12 protein-coding genes are annotated in these 17,805 nt (G+C 45.1%); 6 read left to right on the top strand and 6 right to left on the bottom strand.

The genetic code is table 11. The features are described 5' to 3' along the window. Positions 1-2: 2 nt before the first annotated feature. The 5 genes from cydA to aspS form a co-directional block, all read right to left on the bottom strand. Entirely contained in the window at positions 3-1,589 is a 1,587-nt protein-coding gene (gene cydA, locus AB4517_RS04730) for a cytochrome ubiquinol oxidase subunit I (protein WP_017062077.1), read from the bottom strand. Positions 1,590-2,142: 553 nt separating this feature from the next. Further along, entirely contained in the window at positions 2,143-3,159 is a 1,017-nt protein-coding gene (gene ruvB, locus AB4517_RS04725; protein WP_065585131.1) for a Holliday junction branch migration DNA helicase RuvB, read from the bottom strand. A 103-nt stretch (positions 3,160-3,262) separates the two neighbouring features. Then, the gene (ruvA, locus tag AB4517_RS04720) at positions 3,263-3,874 is read right to left on the bottom strand and encodes a Holliday junction branch migration protein RuvA (protein WP_017062079.1); all 612 of its coding nucleotides are present in this window, start codon (positions 3,872-3,874) and stop codon (positions 3,263-3,265) included. A gap of 153 nt (positions 3,875-4,027) precedes the next feature. Then, positions 4,028-4,549 (bottom strand): crossover junction endodeoxyribonuclease RuvC, encoded by a 522-nt coding sequence (ruvC, locus tag AB4517_RS04715; RefSeq protein WP_008219936.1) that lies wholly within the window; start codon positions 4,547-4,549, stop codon positions 4,028-4,030. A 171-nt stretch (positions 4,550-4,720) separates the two neighbouring features. Next, positions 4,721-6,499 (bottom strand): aspartate--tRNA ligase, encoded by a 1,779-nt coding sequence (aspS, locus tag AB4517_RS04710; protein WP_017062081.1) that lies wholly within the window; start codon positions 6,497-6,499, stop codon positions 4,721-4,723. Between the two features lie 314 nt (positions 6,500-6,813). Between aspS and AB4517_RS04705 the strand changes: the two genes are divergently transcribed. The 6 genes from AB4517_RS04705 (at position 6,814) to AB4517_RS04680 (ending at position 13,305) form a co-directional block, all read left to right on the top strand. Then, positions 6,814-7,719 carry a DUF72 domain-containing protein gene (locus AB4517_RS04705; RefSeq protein WP_029235140.1) on the top strand — a complete coding sequence of 302 codons (906 nt, stop codon included), beginning with the start codon at positions 6,814-6,816 and terminating at the stop codon, positions 7,717-7,719. Positions 7,720-7,858: 139 nt separating this feature from the next. Beyond that, entirely contained in the window at positions 7,859-8,587 is a 729-nt protein-coding gene (gene cmoA / locus AB4517_RS04700) for a carboxy-S-adenosyl-L-methionine synthase CmoA (RefSeq protein WP_017062083.1), read from the top strand. 186 nt (positions 8,588-8,773) lie between these two features. Next, positions 8,774-9,745 carry a tRNA 5-methoxyuridine(34)/uridine 5-oxyacetic acid(34) synthase CmoB gene (cmoB, locus tag AB4517_RS04695; protein WP_017062084.1) on the top strand — a complete coding sequence of 324 codons (972 nt, stop codon included), beginning with the start codon at positions 8,774-8,776 and terminating at the stop codon, positions 9,743-9,745. Between the two features lie 312 nt (positions 9,746-10,057). Then, positions 10,058-10,798 (top strand): ATP-dependent zinc protease, encoded by a 741-nt coding sequence (locus AB4517_RS04690; protein ID WP_372147972.1) that lies wholly within the window; start codon positions 10,058-10,060, stop codon positions 10,796-10,798. Between the two features lie 17 nt (positions 10,799-10,815). Then, positions 10,816-12,321, top strand: a complete 1,506-nt coding sequence (locus tag AB4517_RS04685) for an inactive transglutaminase family protein (protein WP_372147971.1) — start codon at positions 10,816-10,818, stop codon at positions 12,319-12,321. A 3-nt stretch (positions 12,322-12,324) separates the two neighbouring features. Continuing rightward, entirely contained in the window at positions 12,325-13,305 is a 981-nt protein-coding gene (locus AB4517_RS04680; protein WP_372147970.1) for an alpha-L-glutamate ligase-like protein, read from the top strand. Between the two features lie 124 nt (positions 13,306-13,429). On the opposite strand, the gene fdhF is transcribed toward AB4517_RS04680, so the two are convergent. Then, entirely contained in the window at positions 13,430-17,659 is a 4,230-nt protein-coding gene (gene fdhF / locus AB4517_RS04675) for a formate dehydrogenase subunit alpha (RefSeq protein WP_372147969.1), read from the bottom strand. Positions 17,660-17,805: the final 146 nt, after the last annotated feature.

The following is a 17,805-nucleotide window of genomic DNA, read 5'->3' as shown; positions in this document are numbered from 1 at the left end:
ACTTATACTTCAACTGAACGGCTAACTTTGTCTTCAACAGAGTTATCGTTTTGTTCGAAGTGGTAACGGCCTGTCTTCAAGCTACTTGGACCTTTACGTGCGAATTTCAGCATTAGGTAAACTTCAGCAATCAAGAACACTGTGTAAAGTGCCAGGATAGCGAATAGAGAAGTCCAAAGCTGTTCAATAGTCAGTGCTGATGCAGCAACGTTAACCGGTAGGATTTCACCAACCGCCCATGGTTGACGACCAAACTCAGCAACGAACCAACCTGCTTCAATCGCAATCCAAGGAAGTGGGATTGAGAATAGCGCAGCTTTAAGTACCCATGGTTTCTGTTCGATTTTCTGACGACACGTTTGAACAAACGCAGCACCGAATACAAACAGCATGATGAAGCCACAAGCAACCATCAGACGGAATGACCAGAATAGAGGCCAAACTGTTGGGATAGAATCATCCGCAGCCATTTGGATTTGGTCTTCAGTTGCATCAACAACGTCGTCTGTGTAGCGCTTAAGAAGCAAGCCGTAACCTAGGTCACCTTTCACTTCGTCGAACGCAGCCATGTTTTCTTCAGACTTATCGCCTGCACGTAGCTTTTCAAGCAGCTCGTACGCGTACATACCAGTACGGATACGATCAACGTGGTCATCACGTAGGTCACGTAGGCCCGTTACTTCAGTATCAAGCGAACGCGTTGCGATGATACCCATTACGTAAGGAATTTTAATTGCGTAGTCAGTATTCATTGTCTCTTGGTTCGGAATACCAAAAACAGTAAATGCTGCTGGTGCTTCTTCAGTGTGCCATTCCGCTTCTACAGCAGCGAGCTTCACTTTTTGAACTTCACCAAGCTCGTAACCAGATTCATCACCTAGTACGATTACTGACAAGATCGCCGCCATACCGAAAGACGCTGCAATCGCGAAAGAACGACGAGCAAAGGCAAGGTCACGACCTTTAAGAATGTAGTATGAGCTGATACCAAGGATGAACATTGCACCCGTTGTGTAACCAGACGCTACTGTGTGTACGAATTTAACTTGTGCTACTGGGTTTAGTACAACTTCAGCGAAGCTCACCATTTCCATACGCATAGTTTCAAAGTTAAATTCCGCACCCACTGGGTTTTGCATCCAGCCGTTTGCTACCAAGATCCAAAGCGCAGAGAAGTTAGAGCCAAGTGCTACTAACCAAGTTACCGCTAAGTGCTGACGCTTTGACAGTCTGTCCCAACCGAAGAAGAATAGGCCAACAAAAGTAGACTCTAGGAAGAATGCAACAAGCGCTTCGATAGCTAGCGGAGCACCAAAAATGTCGCCAACATAGTGAGAATAGTAAGACCAGTTAGTACCAAACTGGAACTCCATGGTTAAGCCTGTCGCTACACCAAGAGCAAAGTTAATACCAAACAATTTACCCCAGAACTTGGTCATGTCCTTGTAAATTTGCTTGCCAGTCATTACATAAACTGACTCCATAATGGCAAGTAGAAATGCCATACCTAAAGTCAGTGGAACAAATAGGAAGTGATACATCGCTGTAAATGCAAACTGCAATCGCGACAGATCAACAACATCAATCATGGTAACTCCTTTGTGTCGGCTGAATGACACTTGTGTGATTATTCACCGCAAAAATCCATGTTAAAACAATTTATGTAATTGTTATTACAAGTTGAAATTTGTAGCAAAAACGTACCGTTATAGTTAGATTATTGTTAAGCATGAGCTAATATAGCTGGCGCTAATATTACTGGTAAAATCAGTATGTTTCAAAAGGTTTATGGGAGAACCCTGCGTTGATTTGTATCAAATTTATTCGAGCAAATTAGAGTTATTTTTGTACAATTATGATTAAAATCACACCAATTATGCTTGTCTTAATAACAGCGCATGATATCTATGACAAATGCTCAGCACCACTTCAACATACGAATTACAACTACCTATAAAGTATTAACAAAAAAATATGACAACTTATTTCATTTTTTGCTAACTAAATCAAACCTGCAATCAAAGTTTTCATTTTTGACAGAGGCTATTCAGCCTTTTTATCGAATCGCTCAAAGAGTTGTTATTCAATAAAAAGCAAAAAATCCCAGCGCTTATGCAACTGGGATCTTTGAAAATGAATAATTTAACGATTAGATGGTTTATCTATTCCAAAGTGTAAATACGCTCTGTCGGTCGCGATTCGACCTCTTGGCGTTCTTTGTAAGTAACCTTGCTGAATCAAGTAAGGCTCCAACACATCTTCAATGGTGTCTCTCTCTTCACCAATCGCAGCTGCCATGTTGTCGATACCAACCGGACCACCACCAAACTTCTCCATTATCGCAAGCAGAAGCTTTCTATCCATGTAATCAAAGCCTTTGGCGTCAACGTCCAGCATGTTGAGTGCTTTATCTGCAACGTCTGGGCAAATATGTCCATCGCCTTTCACTTCCGCATAGTCACGAACACGACGTAGTAGACGGTTAGCAATACGTGGCGTACCACGAGCTCGGCGAGCAACTTCTAGCGCCCCTTCGGACTCCATAGAAAGACCAAGGCAATCTGCACTGCGCTGAACGATGTTTTGTAGATCTTCAACCTTGTAGTACTCAAGACGCTGAGTAATACCAAAACGGTCACGTAACGGCGATGTCAGTGAGCCAGCACGAGTGGTTGCGCCAATCAAAGTAAAAGGAGGAAGGTCAATCTTGATAGAGCGTGCCGCTGGGCCTTCACCAATCATGATATCTAATTGGTAGTCTTCCATTGCAGGGTACAACACCTCTTCAACCACAGGGCTTAAACGGTGAATCTCATCAATGAACAGGACATCATTTTCTTCGAGATTGGTCAGTAACGCCGCTAGGTCGCCTGCTTTTTCTAGAACAGGGCCTGAAGTCGTACGAATGTTGACATCCATCTCATTGGCAACAATGTTCGCCAACGTGGTTTTACCCAAGCCTGGAGGGCCAAATATCAACAGATGGTCGAGCGCCTCGTTACGCAGTTGTGCCGCTTTGATGAAAATCTCCATCTGGCCACGAACGTGATCCTGACCTTGATAGTCAGCCAGTGCTTTAGGGCGTATTGCACGATCAATGACATCTTCATCTTTGAATACTGGGTTATCCGGTGCAATAAGGCGATCGGCTTCAATCATAAATTCTGCTATTCCTAACTATGCTCTTGTTGACTCTGCGCTTCTTGACTCTGTGTAAAGGCAAAGTGAATGAGTCTATTTTGTCGAACAAGTATATTGGGTATTAAACCATCGATTTCAGAGCTTCGCGAATCAACTGTTCGCTGGTCATGCCATCTTTAGCCACTTGAGAAACCACCTTGGAAGCTTGAGTCGGCTTGTAGCCTAATGCAAGTAGCGCACTTACCGCTTCTTCTTCCGCGTCGTGAACGGTTGGCATAGAATCAATCGGAGCTGCATCTGTCGCTGGAGTAAACAAGTCACCCGCGCCCCACCCTTTCAGGCGGTCTTTCATTTCAACAACCAGACGTTCAGCGGTTTTCTTACCCACACCCGGAAGTTTAACCAGCGTCGAGATGTCTTCACGTTCAACACTTTGAACAAACTGGCTAGCCGTCATGCCTGAAAGAATGCCAAGGCCTAGCTTAGGGCCCACACCGTTCGCTTTGATCACTTCACGGAACAGCGCACGCTCTTTAACCGTGTTAAAACCATAAAGTAGCTGCGCATCTTCACGTACAACAAAGTGCGTGTAGATGATTGCCTCTTCGCCCACGTTTGGTAATTCGTAAAAACAGCTCATTGGCATTTGAACTTCATAGCCAACGCCACTCACTTCGATTAGTAATTCTGGTGGCTGTTTTTCTATTAATGTACCGCGTAGACGTCCGATCACAATTCACTCTCTTGATGGAATATAATTTGAGGGACAGAATATAAAAGAACTGGATGCTTATCCAGTTCTTTGTGTTTATTAGGATGATTTATTTAAGCTTGCTTAGCTTAAGAAACCGAATGATTCTGTCTTCAGAAACGCCATAGCCTATGGTTATCGGTAACGCCCTTTTCTTGCACCTGTTGCTTTACCCGCAAGCGCTATCAAAGTTTTATTGGTGTTGGCGTGAGTGATCGCTACGCCTAGAGCATCGGCAGCATCGGCCTGTGGTTTAGCGGGTAACTTAAGCATGCTCATCACCATGTTCTGAACCATCGACTTATCTGCACCACCATTGCCTGTCACCGCTTGTTTGATTAGACGAGCCGCATATTCATGAACGGGGAGATCAGCATTTACCGCTGCCACTATCGCACTGCCACGCGCTTGTCCCAGCTTAAGTGCAGAATCCGCATTCTTCGCCATGAAGACCTGTTCTATCGCAAACACATCCGGTTGAAACTGAGTGATGATTTCGCTCACACCGGCGTAGATTTGTTTGAGTCGGCCCGGCAGTTCTTTTTCAGAGGTGCGAATACAACCGCTACCTAAGTAATATAGATGGCGACCATTTTGACGAATCACGCCATAGCCGGTAATACGCGAGCCAGGGTCAATTCCTAAGATAATAGACATAACTTCAATACTGATTATTTATACATGCTTTATGAGCTTAGTATATCGAACGCAAAAAAAAATGCCCGTCAAATTAACGGGCATTCTCTAATTTACTGGCAAGTCTTGGCTAATTAATTGAGAGCTCTCTATCAACTAGGATCTCTTCATCAACAAGAAAAGATAACAGGCTTACGCTTGCTCTTTTTTCTCTGCCAATTTAACTGCGATTGCTAGCTCTTCCAGTGATGCTGGGTTCGCTAGGCTTGGCGCGTCTGTCAGTAGACATGCTGCAGCTGTTGTTTTCGGAAATGCGATAACGTCACGGATGTTCTCAGTACCACAAAGCAGCATTGCTAGACGGTCAAGACCGAATGCTAGACCAGCGTGCGGTGGCGTGCCGTACTTAAGCGCTTCAAGTAGGAAGCCGAACTTCTCTTGTTGCTCTTGTGCTTCGATACCTAGGATACCAAATACCGCTGTTTGCATTTCTGCGTTGTGGATACGTACAGAACCGCCGCCTACTTCGTAGCCGTTGATTACCATGTCGTATGCATCAGAATTTGCTGCTGCTGGGTTCGCTTTTAGCTCTTCCGCGTTCACACCTAGTGGTGATGTGAATGGGTGGTGCATTGCGTGTAGGTTACCTTCGCCGTCTTCTTCGAACATTGGGAAGTCAACAACCCACAGTGGAGCCCATGCAGATGTGTCTGTTAGCTCTAGATCCGTACCTAGTTTAAGACGAAGTGCGCCCATTGCTTCAGCAACGATGCCCGCTTTGTCTGCGCCGAACAGAATGATATCGCCAGATTCAGCTTGAGTACGATCTAGAATACCGTTGATTACGTCTTCGCTTAGGAATTTAGCAACTGGAGATTGAATACCTTCCATGCCTGCAGCACGGTCGTTAACCTTCATCCAAGCTAGGCCTTTCGCGCCGTAGATGTTTACGTGTTCAGCGTAGCCGTCGATTTGCTTACGAGTTAGCTTAGCACCACCTGGAACACGGATAACTGCTACGCGACCTTTTTCGTCGTTAGCTGGGCCAGAGAATACCTTGAATTCAACATCTTTAACCAAGTCAGCAACGTCCACTAGCTCTAGTGGGTTACGTAGATCTGGCTTATCAGAACCGAAACGACGAATCGCTTCAGAGAAAGGCATTACTGGGAATTGACCTAGTTCAACATCTAGAAGTTCTTTCCACATATCGTGAACAAGCTTCTCAGTCACGTTACGTACTTCTTGAGAAGTCATGAAAGATGTTTCGATATCGATTTGAGTAAATTCAGGCTGACGGTCAGCACGTAAATCTTCATCACGGAAACATTTAACGATTTGGTAGTAACGGTCAAAACCAGACATCATCAGCAGTTGCTTGAAAAGCTGAGGAGATTGAGGAAGTGCGTAGAAGCTACCTTTGTGAACACGGCTTGGTACTAGGTAGTCACGAGCACCTTCTGGTGTCGCTTTCGTTAGTACTGGCGTTTCGATGTCTAGGAATAAGTTCTCATCTAGGAAACGACGAACGAAGCTAGAAGCACGTGCACGAAGCTTAATACGGTCGCTCATTTCTGGACGACGAAGATCGATGTAACGGTACTTAAGACGCTGCTCTTCAGAGTTCGTTTGGTTGAAGTCTAGTGGAAGCGCTTCTGAACGGTTAATGATCTCTAGACCCGTCGCGTAAAGTTCTACTTCACCAGTAGCCATGTCTTTATTTACTTGGCTGTCCGGACGAACTCGTACTTCACCAGTAAACTTGATACAGAATTCATTACGCAGTTGGTTAGCGATCGGGAAGATATCTTTCATATCTGGATCGACAACAACCTGAACGATGCCTTCACGATCACGCATATCAATAAAGATAAGACCGCCTAAATCACGGCGACGGTTTACCCAGCCGCACAATTCTACAGTTTGTCCCGCCAGGGACTTGTTCAGGTTACCACAGTAATGGGTACGCATAATGAATTTCCCAATCTCTTAATTATTTACTAATTTCCAAGCTGTCAGTGGTCATTCCACACAACAGAGCAAAGGAACATTTATACGCGGAAACTCGCTTAAAATCGACCTTCCACATTCGAATTTATTGTGTTTTATCTGGCTTTGCTGCTTTTTAGCCCATCAAGTGCGCAAAGATTCATCAAAACCGAAAAAATTGCGATAATTATATCTCGAAAGTACCTTAATCAGCAAAACTCTCGTAAAGTAGATTTTCGTTTCAACCCAAAAACTTTTTGTAATGACTGATGGCGTGATGGATAACGGTGTAATAGATGGATAATCGTGTAATAACAACAGAAACTTTACCTCTAAGACTTGGATTAACTATGTGGTCTCATTCTGAGTGGCAAAGTCAGTTCTACGGTAAAGGCACCAAGCCTGCCGAACGCTTGGAAAAATACACCCAAGTTTTCCATACCGTTGAGGGCAACACCACCTTTTACGCTACGCCAAGTATGTCTACCGTTCACAATTGGAAAGCCGCCAGTCACGATGATTTCAAGTTCACCTTCAAATTGCCCAAATTCATCACCCACCAGCAACAACTGAGACACTGCCAAGCCGAACTCAAAGAGTTCTTGATGACGATGTCGCCACTGCATGACCGTATTGGTCAATGGACGATTCAGCTGCCGCACAGTTTTGAGCCCAGCATGCTGCCTGCCCTACAAAAGTTTTGCACCTTATTCCCAAAAGATATGCAGCTTGGCGTCGAAGTTCGACACTTAGGTTTCTTTGATAAGGGCGATGCGGAAAAACGCTTCAACCAATGGCTGGTTGAGGAAGGCATCAATCGCATCATTATGGACAGCCGCCCCGTTTTCTCTGCGCCACCCACCACAGAAGCAGTGATCGATGCGCATCAGAAAAAACCGCGTGTTCCTGTTCATGCAATTGCTACCGCCAATAACCCGATGATTCGATTTATTGGTCACCCAGACCAAGAACCTAATATTGAGTTTTTTAAGCCTTGGTTTGCCAAAATCCCAAACTGGCTTAATGAAGGCAAGCAGCCCTATTTAATGATCCACACCCCAGACAATAACCACGCACCTGAACTTGCGATTGCTATTTATAAGAGGCTACAAAAGCAAGTCTCTGAAAATACATCATTATTACTGCCCGAACTGGCTCAGTTTCCAGCTCAAAAAGGCAATCACCAAATCTCGATGTTTTAACCTCTCACTTGTAAGTAGCTTCGAACCTTGAGCTAAATCTCAGTTTTCGTGACAGTGGCGTTTTTTTTACGTAAAATACGCCCCCTTTTATTTGGTACGAATTTTGTGCCAATTACGCTGACTGTCGAGAGAAAATGCTATGAGCAACACAGACAATATCTTTTCCGCTCCTATTGATAAAATTGGAGACTTCACCTTTGATGCAAGGGTTGCTGAAGTATTTCCGGATATGATTCAACGTTCGGTGCCTGGCTATAGCAATATCATCTCTGCAATCGGCATGCTGGCTGAGCGCTTTGTAAAGCCACACTCAAATATTTACGACCTTGGCTGCTCGCTTGGTGCTGCGACACTTTCTATGCGTCGTCACATTCAGCAAGAAGGCTGCACGATTTTCGCGATCGATAATTCAGAAGCCATGGTTGAGCGCTGCAAATTGCACGTTAATGCTTACCGCAGTGACACACCGGTAGAAGTGATTGAAGCCGACATCCGTGAAGTGGAAATCAAAGACGCTTCTGTTGTGGTGCTTAACTTTACGCTGCAATTTCTTTCTCCAGACGATCGATACGCTCTGCTTGAGAAAATTCATGCTGGCTTGCGCCCAGGCGGGATCTTAATCCTGTCAGAAAAATACGTATTCGAAGATGAAAGCTCAAATGAACTGCTTATCGACCTGCACCATGATTTCAAACGTGCTAACGGGTACAGCGAGCTAGAAGTAAGTCAGAAACGTAGCGCAATTGAAAACGTGATGCGCCCGGATTCGATCCCTGTTCACAGAGAGCGATTTGATAAGATTGGCTTCTCAAGCAGCGAAGTCTGGTTCCAATGTTTCAACTTTGGTTCAATGTTCGCGATAAAGTAAACATTTTAGATTACGTAACCGTCGCGACACCGTTAGCACGTACTAAAATGTCATCCTCAAGAGCGAGGAACAAACGAATTGGGGATCTCTTATCAAACACGATAAACGAGATTCCCTAGCATGTTTGTCCACACTCTTAATGGAGTGACAAATTTAATTTCTACACCACCAACTCAGTGAAAACCTATGTTTAATTTTGCCAATTTTTATCAACTTATTGCCCAAGATACTCGCCTTCAGCCGTGGCTAAATGTCCTGCCACAGCAACTGACCGATTGGCAAAATGCAGAGCACGGTGACTTTGACCGCTGGCTACGTGCACTAAACAAGATTCCACAAGACGTGCCAGATCAAGTTGACCTGAAAAATTCAGTGACGATTGGTAGTTCTACGCCATACCACACAGGCGAACTGAAAAAGCTAGAAAGCTTATTGAAGACTTTCCACCCGTGGAGAAAAGGTCCTTATACGGTTCACGACATCCATATCGATACAGAGTGGCGCAGTGACTGGAAATGGGATCGTGTGCTTCCACATATATCTCCATTAAAAAACCGTTCGGTTCTCGATGTAGGTTGTGGCAATGGTTACCACATGTGGCGCATGCTGGGTGAAGGTGCTCGCTTAACGGTTGGTATCGATCCTTCCCACCTATTCTTGGTTCAGTTTGAAGCAATTCGTAAGTTGATGGGCGATGACCAACGAGCTCACCTATTACCTCTAGGTATTGAGCAGCTCCCAAAGCTAGAAGCCTACGACACGGTATTCAGCATGGGCGTGCTTTACCATCGTCGTTCACCACTGGACCACTTGATTCAACTGAAAGACCAATTGGTGTCTGGCGGTGAACTGGTTCTTGAAACCTTGGTGATTGAAGGCGATGAGAACGCAGTATTAGTTCCGGTTGACCGTTACGCGCAAATGAGAAACGTCTACTTCTTCCCTTCAGCTCGCGCACTGAAACGCTGGCTAGAACAAGTTGGTTTTGAAGACGTACGAATCGTTGACGAAAATGTCACGACAATTGGTGAACAACGCACCACAGAATGGATGACACACAACTCTCTTCCAGATTACCTCGATCCGAACGATCCAAGTAAAACGGTTGAAGGTCACCCTGCACCGAGACGTGCGATTCTGGTAGCAACAAAGCCATAGATTTACTGCCCACAAAGCAGTGGCATATTGAGTAAATAAAGCACAAGCCTATTAAGGCAGCAAAACAATTACTTGCATGGTCAAAAAGCCTCTGTTAATTTCGCGGTGAACCTTGCTTCCTTAGCTTAAGAATTGAACAAAAATTGACTTGTGTTTAATAAGTGAGCTATTCCAAATAGCAATAATTGGCGTAGCGCTCACATTGCGATTCAATATGACCAGACTCTTACAATAGGATGCTTCACGCATCCTTTTTTGTGGGCTAAACTTCTAAATAGTCTGAACTATTCTCTAATTCTCAAAGGTTTTTTTATGTTTAAGCGATTATCGCCTATTGTGGCGGTTGGTTTGCTCTCTGGTTGTACTCTTACAAATGGTGCTACCTACCACCAAGAAACTCTCGACGCTATTTCCCGCTCAGAGACAAACATCGCAAATAAGGTTCAAAATCTTGAACTGCAACTAAGCAATCAAAGTGACTATATTGAAAGCTTAGAAGACGAAATTACTACCCTTTCTAGTCAATTAGATACCCATCTAACGAGCATGGAACACAAGGTTATTGAAGAGCTAGAGGAAGAGGAACCGGTCGCTATTGCCGTTGCTCCTATCGCTCCTATATCACAACCGACTATCCTTGGCGGCATCGAAAAAGTGTTTATCGACTCTATCAAGCAAAGCTTTGATGCTCGTGTTGATACAGGTGCAACCACCTCTTCTTTAAACGCTATCGATATCAAAGAATTCGAACGTAACGGCAAGAACTGGGTTAAATTTCACCTAGACGACAAAGCCCAAGCTAAAGAAGACCAGAAATGGATTGAAGCGCCTGTTGTACGTTATGTAAAAATCCGTCAATCAACCAATGATCAAGCAGAACGTCGAGCTGTGATCGAATTATGGGTGAAAGTTGGAAAAATCCATGAAAAAGCACAATTTACATTGGCGGATCGCTCTCAAATGAGTCACCCTGTGTTACTAGGGCGCGAATTTATCAAAGACATAGCGCTAGTAGATGTAAGTAAAAAGTACGTACAAACGGAAGTTAAATAACAATAGTAGGGTAAGCTATGACGTCAAGAATTCCATTTTATATCTCTATATTCCTGCTTATTGTGGCAGGTATAACACTGAGTATGTTCAGACATACGACCTACGGTGTACCTTGGACTCCAGGGGAAACCAGGCAGGTTTGGGACGTTGAAGCTCGTATCGAGTTCAATGCGGTTGGTAAAGAAGCAAAAGTTTCATTAGCGGCTCCTCACACTCAATCTAATTACACACTTATTGGTGAGTCAGCTTCATCTCCAGGTTACGGCATCTCTTACTTGAATACCGAATCAGGTCGTCGTGCAGAATGGTCTATTCGCCATGCTGATGGCCCGCAAACTATCTACTACAAGACTCAATTCCTAGTTGATAACCAAGCAAAAATTGATGCAATACCACCAGAAGGTGAAATTACGCAACCAAGCTTTGATGGTCCAGAAGAAGCGGCAGCGTTGGCACTGATTGACCGAGCCACTAAGCGCTCAGCAGACAACATCACCTTCACTCGTGAACTTATCAAAACGCTTAATGATCCAGACAGCCAAAACTCTGCGCTGATTCTGAATAACATGAGCAAAGTTGAAGCAACACACAAGCTACTTTCAGCAGCAAACATTCACAATAAAGTGGTTGGTGTTATCGAGCTAGAAGATGGCCGTCGTCGTCAATCTATCCAGCAAATGAACCAGATCTGGGATAACGACCAATGGGTTTTATTCTCTCCTGAATCAAGCGAACAGCAAGTTCAGCCAAACCTGCTAATTTGGGATGAATCAAATGTATCTCTATTAGACGTGGTTGGTGGTCAGAACAGTAAAGTTCACTTCTCGATGATTGCTCAGGAGGTGACTCCCACTGAAGCAACCAACAGTAAAGTCTCTGCGGATCAACTGTTAAACCTTTCCATTCATAGTCTGCCGCTAGAAGAGCAAGCGATGTTTAAAACCATCATGCTGATTCCTATCGGTGCTCTGATTGTTGTGTTCCTACGTGTCATCATCGGTCTGAAAACGTCTGGTACGTTCATGCCTGTACTGATTGCGGTAGCCTTTGTACAAACACAATTGGTAACGGGTATTGTCGGCTTCCTACTTATCGTAGGTACAGGTCTTATTATTCGAAGTTACTTATCCAAGCTCAACTTGCTACTGGTCGCCAGGATATCCGCCGTAATCATTACGGTAATCATGATTATCTCTGTGTTTACTGTAGTCGCGTTTAAAGTGGGTCTGACTGAAGGTCTATCCATTACGTTCTTCCCAATGATTATCCTATCTTGGACTATCGAACGTATGTCTATCCTATGGGAAGAAGAAGGCGCGAAAGAAGTAATGCTGCAAGGTGGTGGTTCTCTATTTACTGCGGTTCTTGTTTACTTAGGCATGACTAACCCGTTCATTCAGCACTTAACGTTTAACTTTATTGGTTTACAACTTGTTATTCTAGCGACCATCTTGCTACTAGGTAACTACACAGGATACCGTCTAACCGAGCTTCGTCGCTTTAAACCGCTAGCGGAGGACTAAGTTATGTTTGATCAGTTTACTTCACCGTTTAGGTTGAAAGGCAAAGGCATAATGGGAATGAACAAGCGTAACCATAGTTATATTGGTCGCTACAATGATCGTTCCAAGTATCCACTCGTTGATGACAAGCTTAAGACGAAGATCATTGCTGAACAGGCTGGTGCTACTGTACCAAAACTGATTGGCGTGATTGGTCATCAAGCTGAAGTAAAAACAATCCACAAGATGGTAAAAGAGTGGCCGGGTTTCGTAATCAAGCCAGCTCAAGGCAGTGGTGGTAAAGGTATCCTTGTTGTGACTTCTCACAAGGACGGCGTTTACACCAAGCCATCGGGTTCGACTATCAATGAAGAAGACGTAGAGCGCCACATCAGTAACGCTCTCGCGGGTCTTTTCTCACTCGGTGGTAAGAACGATGTTGCTGTAGTTGAAAACCTCATCAAGTTTGACGAGTGTTTTGACGGCTTCAGTTACGAGGGTGTACCAGATGTACGAATCATTGTATTCAAGGGCTACCCTGTAATGGCGATGATGCGTCTATCGACTTCGGCTTCTGATGGTAAAGCTAACTTGCACCAAGGTGCTGTGGGCGTAGGTATTTGTATCGCTACGGGTAAAGCCGTTCGTGCGGTTCAATTTGACCACCCAGTGACTCACCACCCAGATACGGGTAAAGAGTTGGCGCTACTACAAGTACCCCATTGGGAAAAGCTGCTGACACTTGCATCAAGTGCTTGGGAAATGACAGGCCTTGGTTACATGGGTACGGACATGGTTTTAGACCAAGAAGAAGGCCCGATGGTACTGGAGCTAAACGCTCGCCCTGGATTAGCAATACAGATTGCAAACGGCGCAGGTTTATTACCTCGCTTGCATCATATTGAAAACCTGGGCACACCGGCTGAATACCCAAAACCAGCAGAGCGCGTTGCCTACGCTGCTAAGCAATTTGGTGTTCACGGTAGCGAAATTGTTCCAAGCTAAGCTCATCTAAATTAAAGCGAAACGACTCAGTTATTGATACTGAATCTAGCTCGATAAAAAGGCCGCATAACTCTGAGAGTTACGCGGCTTTTTAATGCCAGCCGTCTTCACCGAGCTAATATGATTAAGCCTCTGTTACTTCACACTCAGGCTCACGAATAGGATCAATACGCACAGCCGCCACCTTAAATTCAGGGATCTTCGCGTGTGGATCAGTCGCTGTGGTAGTCAAACGGTTAACTGGTGATTCAACAAAATGGAATGGAATAAATACCACACCCTTTTGCATTCGTTTAGTCACAAAGGCCGCGATTTCGATTTCACCACGACGTGTTGAGACCTTAAGCATCTGACCATTCGAGATACCTAGCGCTTCAGCATCATGAACACTCACCATGGCACGCGGCCCTGCTAAGTTATCCAACCCTTTTGTTTTACGTGTCATGGTTCCGGTGTGGAACTGTTCTAGAATACGGCCTGTCGTTAATACTAACGGGTATTCCGCATCCGGTAGCTCAGCAGCGTATCTAAACGGAATCGCCTCCATTTGACCACGCCCACGCGTAAATTGGGTCTGGTGCATGATACGTGTGCCATCAAGGTTGTTCTTATTACTTGGCCATTGCACGCCGTTCACCGTAATGTTCTCCCAACGTAAACCACCATACTGTGGCGTGACACGCGCTATCTCATTGGTGATATCAGCAACCGAGTCATATTCCCAATTGCCGCCCATCGCATTAGCCAACATTTGGATAATCACCCAATCTTCTTTCGCTTCACCTGGAGGCAATACCGCCGGGTTAATACGCTGAACACGACGCTCGGTATTAGTAAAATGACCAGACTTCTCAGCAAACGAGCAAGACGGTAGCACCACATCGGCATATTGAGCGGTTTCGGTTAAGAAAATATCTTGAACCACGAGGAAATCTAACGCTTCAAGACCTTCAATCACATGCGCTTGGTTCGGGTCACTCAGCACTGGGTTCTCGCCCATTACGTACAGACCACGAACATCTCGATGACACGCTCCATCAATAATTTCGGTCAACGTTAAGCCTGTTTCAGCCGGTAGGTCAGAAACACCCCACTCCATCGCGAATTTTTGACGAACCATTGGGTTGTACACTTTCTGATAACCCGGAAGGTTATTTGGCAATGCGCCCATGTCACACGCACCCTGAACATTGGATTGACCACGTAATGGGTTGATACCGCCGCCTTCAATTCCGATATTGCCACACAAGAGCTGTAGGTTAGCGATTGATCGAACGTTATCGTGACCAGTGGTATGTTGCGTAATGCCCATCGAGTAGTACACCGCTGTACGCTCTGCAGTACCAATCAATCGCGCCATTGCGAAGATGTCTTCCGCTTTAACGCCAGTTACCAGCTCCACTTTGTCTAGTGAATAACTTGGTGACATTACCTCTTGAAGCAAGGTATCAAAGCCATCCACACGGTCTTCGATATACTCTTGGTCGTACCAACCGTGTTTGATGATTTGCTGCATCACACCATTGATCAACATTACATCAGTACCCGGTCGGTGCGCTAAATAAAGTTCAGCATGGTCAGCAATATCGATTCGTTTTGGATCGGCAACGATCAATCTCGCTCCACCATGTCTCACAGCTTGCTTGATATGCGAGCCAATAATTGGGTGTGCTGACGTGGTGTCGGAGCCAATAATAAAGATCACATCTGAGTGCTTGATGCTTGGAATATCATTGGTCATCGCCCCGCTACCTAGCGAAGCCTCTAAACCAGTAACAGTAGATGCGTGACAAAGGCGCGCACAGTGATCGACGTTATTGGTACCGAGTTCACGACGTATGAATTTTTGGAAGGCATAGTTATCTTCATTGGTGGTTTTCGCCGACGAGAACCCCGCTAAAGCGTTACTGCCAAAGCCTTGCTTAATCGCAGTAAACTTCTCGGCAATAAGCTTAACTGCCTCATCCCAACTTGCAGGTTGCAACCAGCCATCTTTACGAATTAATGGTGTGGTTAAACGCGCATCGCTGCCCACAAAATCGAAGCCAAATCGTCCCTTAACACACAACATGCCTTCATTAACCGGAGAGTCTCCGCCTTCGATATAGCGGATTTTGTTTTTCTGCTCATCTATATGCATGGTTAGCTTGCAGCCGACACCGCAATAGGTGCAGATGGTATCGACTTTCTTGAGTACGCCTGTGTCTCCCTGCTTTCTGTCGCGAGCATCCACCATTGCACCGGTTGGACACACCTGAATACACGAGCCACATTGAACACAGTTTGAGTCACCCATTACGGTCTTGTCTGCCCCAAAGTTAGGACGACATTCAGGCCTCGAAGCAGGCTTGCCATCGGATTGGTTCATGAAGCTTAGAACGCCATGAACATTCTGTTCGCGACAGGCTTGGATACACTGGCCACAACTGATACAGCGGTTGGCGTCAAAGATAATGAACTCAGAACTGTCATCGACCGAAAATTTTTGTCTTGTTAACCCGACCTTCGCTTCTTCAGCACGAATCGCCTGCCAACTCTCATTCGAAGCCACATCGATTTTGTACTCTGGATGCGTTTGCGTTGCTTTGTATTCAGTCGAGTAGTCTCGTAGGTCGCAATCTGTATTAGCTTGGCAGCCACACTCTAAACATCTTGCAGCTTCAGCGATTGCATCGGCATTATCAAACCCTGTTTCTACTTCATCGAAGCTTTGTTCACGCTGTTCGGGCGTTAGCTCAGGCATGATCTTGCGCGCCATGCGTTGTATAGATTTGTATTGCTCAGGATCCACCGCTTTGAGCTGTTTGTGCTTTCTTGAGTTAAACGGTTTAGCCGGAATATTTTCCATATCACCATGGAAGAAGCGATCGATCGCTTGTGCAGCAATACGCCCATCCCCAACCGCTTCGACTGCAGTTGCAGGGCCGCGTCGGAAATCACCAATACTGAAAATATTTCCGGTTCCGGTATGCATGGTTTGTGGATCAGCATCTGCGGTATTCCAACGAGTAAGAGGAATATCAATTGCTTCATTGTCCATAAAACTCAGATCAGGCTTTTGTGACACGGCAGCAATAACCGTATCAAACGCTTCAACAAAGAACTCGCCCGTTGGTTTAGGGCTGCGACGACCTGAAGCATCAGCCGGACCCAAAGCCATACGCTCTAATCGTATTTCTGATACATGACCATTTTCATCGGCTATGTTTGCTGCCGGGTTGGTTAAGAAATGGAACTTCACACCTTCATGCTCAGCTTCTTCGATTTCGTAATCTTCTGCAGGCATCTCATCTCGAGTACGACGATAAATCAGCGTAGTATCCGCGCCATCACGCACCGCTGTTCGAGCGCAGTCAATCGCTGTATTACCGCCACCGATCACGGCAACCTTTTTACCTGTGACATACTGCTGATCGGTCACGTAATCTTTCAGATAATCGACACCCAAATAACAACCGCCGAGTTCACTACCCGGGTAATTCATTTCAACCGCTTGTGATGCACCAACGGCTAAACAAACCGCATCAAAATCGTTACTTAAATCAGACAGTGTAAAATCAACACCGAGTTTTTTACCGCACTCAACCACCATTCCGTTGCGACACATCAACTCGATTTCTTTATCTAGAATCGACTTAGGTAAGCGATATTCAGGGATACCGTAACGCAGCCAACCACCCGCTTTGGGCATCGACTCATAGACACTGACTTCATAGCCTTCGTTAGATAGGTAATAACCCGCCGTAAGCCCACCGGGGCCACTACCAACAATAGCAATGCTCTTGCCTTTATTTGGTTTCTTCGCTGGCATGTAGCTCTCTTGAGCCGCTAGATCCGCATCGGCAGCGTGTCGTTTGAGTTGGCGAATCGCAATGGATTCATCAACCAAGTTACGACGACATTCGGTTTCACAGAAAGCAGGACACACACGACCAATTGAAAGCGGCATTGGTAATGTCTTTTTGATCACTTCAATCGCTTTGATGTGATCATTTTGAGCAATATGGTGCAGGTAAGATTGGATGTCGACCCCAGCAGGACAGGCTGTTTGGCATGGCGCCTCACAGTCAGCGTAGTGATCGGTCATAATGCGATTCAACGCTTCTTGTCGATGATTCGTTAACTGTTTTGACTGAGTGGTAATATTCAACCCATTAGACACTTCAAGCTCACAAGAGCGAGTAACACCAACGCCATCAACTTCAACGACACACAAATCACACGGCACTTTATCCGCTGTTTTGTTCAAACCACATAAAGATGGGATTTCCAAACCACATGTTTTTGCCGCTTCAAGAACGGTTTGTCCTTGCTCGACGATTCGATATTTCCCATCAATCACGATTTGAATCATACCTATGTCCTACCTTTACCTTTCGCACACGCGAGTTATCAATAATTAAAATTTAAGTAATACAATATTATTAATATTATTAAATCTATGTCATTACCATACATTATTTGTGGTTTTGTGCGTGTGACCTCAAACAAGTTCCATTG

The sequence above is a fragment of the Vibrio sp. 10N.222.52.C3 genome, from assembly GCF_041474195.1.
In the GTDB taxonomy this organism is placed as follows: Bacteria; Pseudomonadota; Gammaproteobacteria; order Enterobacterales; family Vibrionaceae; genus Vibrio; species Vibrio crassostreae_C.
The sequence above is the reverse complement of the archived record's forward strand: the minus strand, read 5'-3'. Positions and strand labels throughout refer to the sequence as shown.

What these genes read in the sequence shown, in the direction of transcription:
- AB4517_RS04690 (WP_372147972.1), top strand. Translation starts at nt 10,058, where the DNA reads ATGTTTAAGCGATTATCGCCTATTGTGGCGGTTGGTTTGCTCTCTGGT.
- cydA (WP_017062077.1), bottom strand. Translation starts at nt 1,589, where the DNA reads ATGATTGATGTTGTTGATCTGTCGCGATTGCAGTTTGCATTTACAGCG.
- AB4517_RS04705 (WP_029235140.1), top strand. Translation starts at nt 6,814, where the DNA reads ATGGATAATCGTGTAATAACAACAGAAACTTTACCTCTAAGACTTGGA.
- AB4517_RS04680 (WP_372147970.1), top strand. Translation starts at nt 12,325, where the DNA reads ATGTTTGATCAGTTTACTTCACCGTTTAGGTTGAAAGGCAAAGGCATA.
- cmoA (WP_017062083.1), top strand. Translation starts at nt 7,859, where the DNA reads ATGAGCAACACAGACAATATCTTTTCCGCTCCTATTGATAAAATTGGA.
- AB4517_RS04685 (WP_372147971.1), top strand. Translation starts at nt 10,816, where the DNA reads ATGACGTCAAGAATTCCATTTTATATCTCTATATTCCTGCTTATTGTG.
- cmoB (WP_017062084.1), top strand. Translation starts at nt 8,774, where the DNA reads ATGTTTAATTTTGCCAATTTTTATCAACTTATTGCCCAAGATACTCGC.
- ruvB (WP_065585131.1), bottom strand. Translation starts at nt 3,159, where the DNA reads ATGATTGAAGCCGATCGCCTTATTGCACCGGATAACCCAGTATTCAAA.
- fdhF (WP_372147969.1), bottom strand. Translation starts at nt 17,659, where the DNA reads ATGATTCAAATCGTGATTGATGGGAAATATCGAATCGTCGAGCAAGGA.
- ruvC (WP_008219936.1), bottom strand. Translation starts at nt 4,549, where the DNA reads ATGTCTATTATCTTAGGAATTGACCCTGGCTCGCGTATTACCGGCTAT.
- aspS (WP_017062081.1), bottom strand. Translation starts at nt 6,499, where the DNA reads ATGCGTACCCATTACTGTGGTAACCTGAACAAGTCCCTGGCGGGACAA.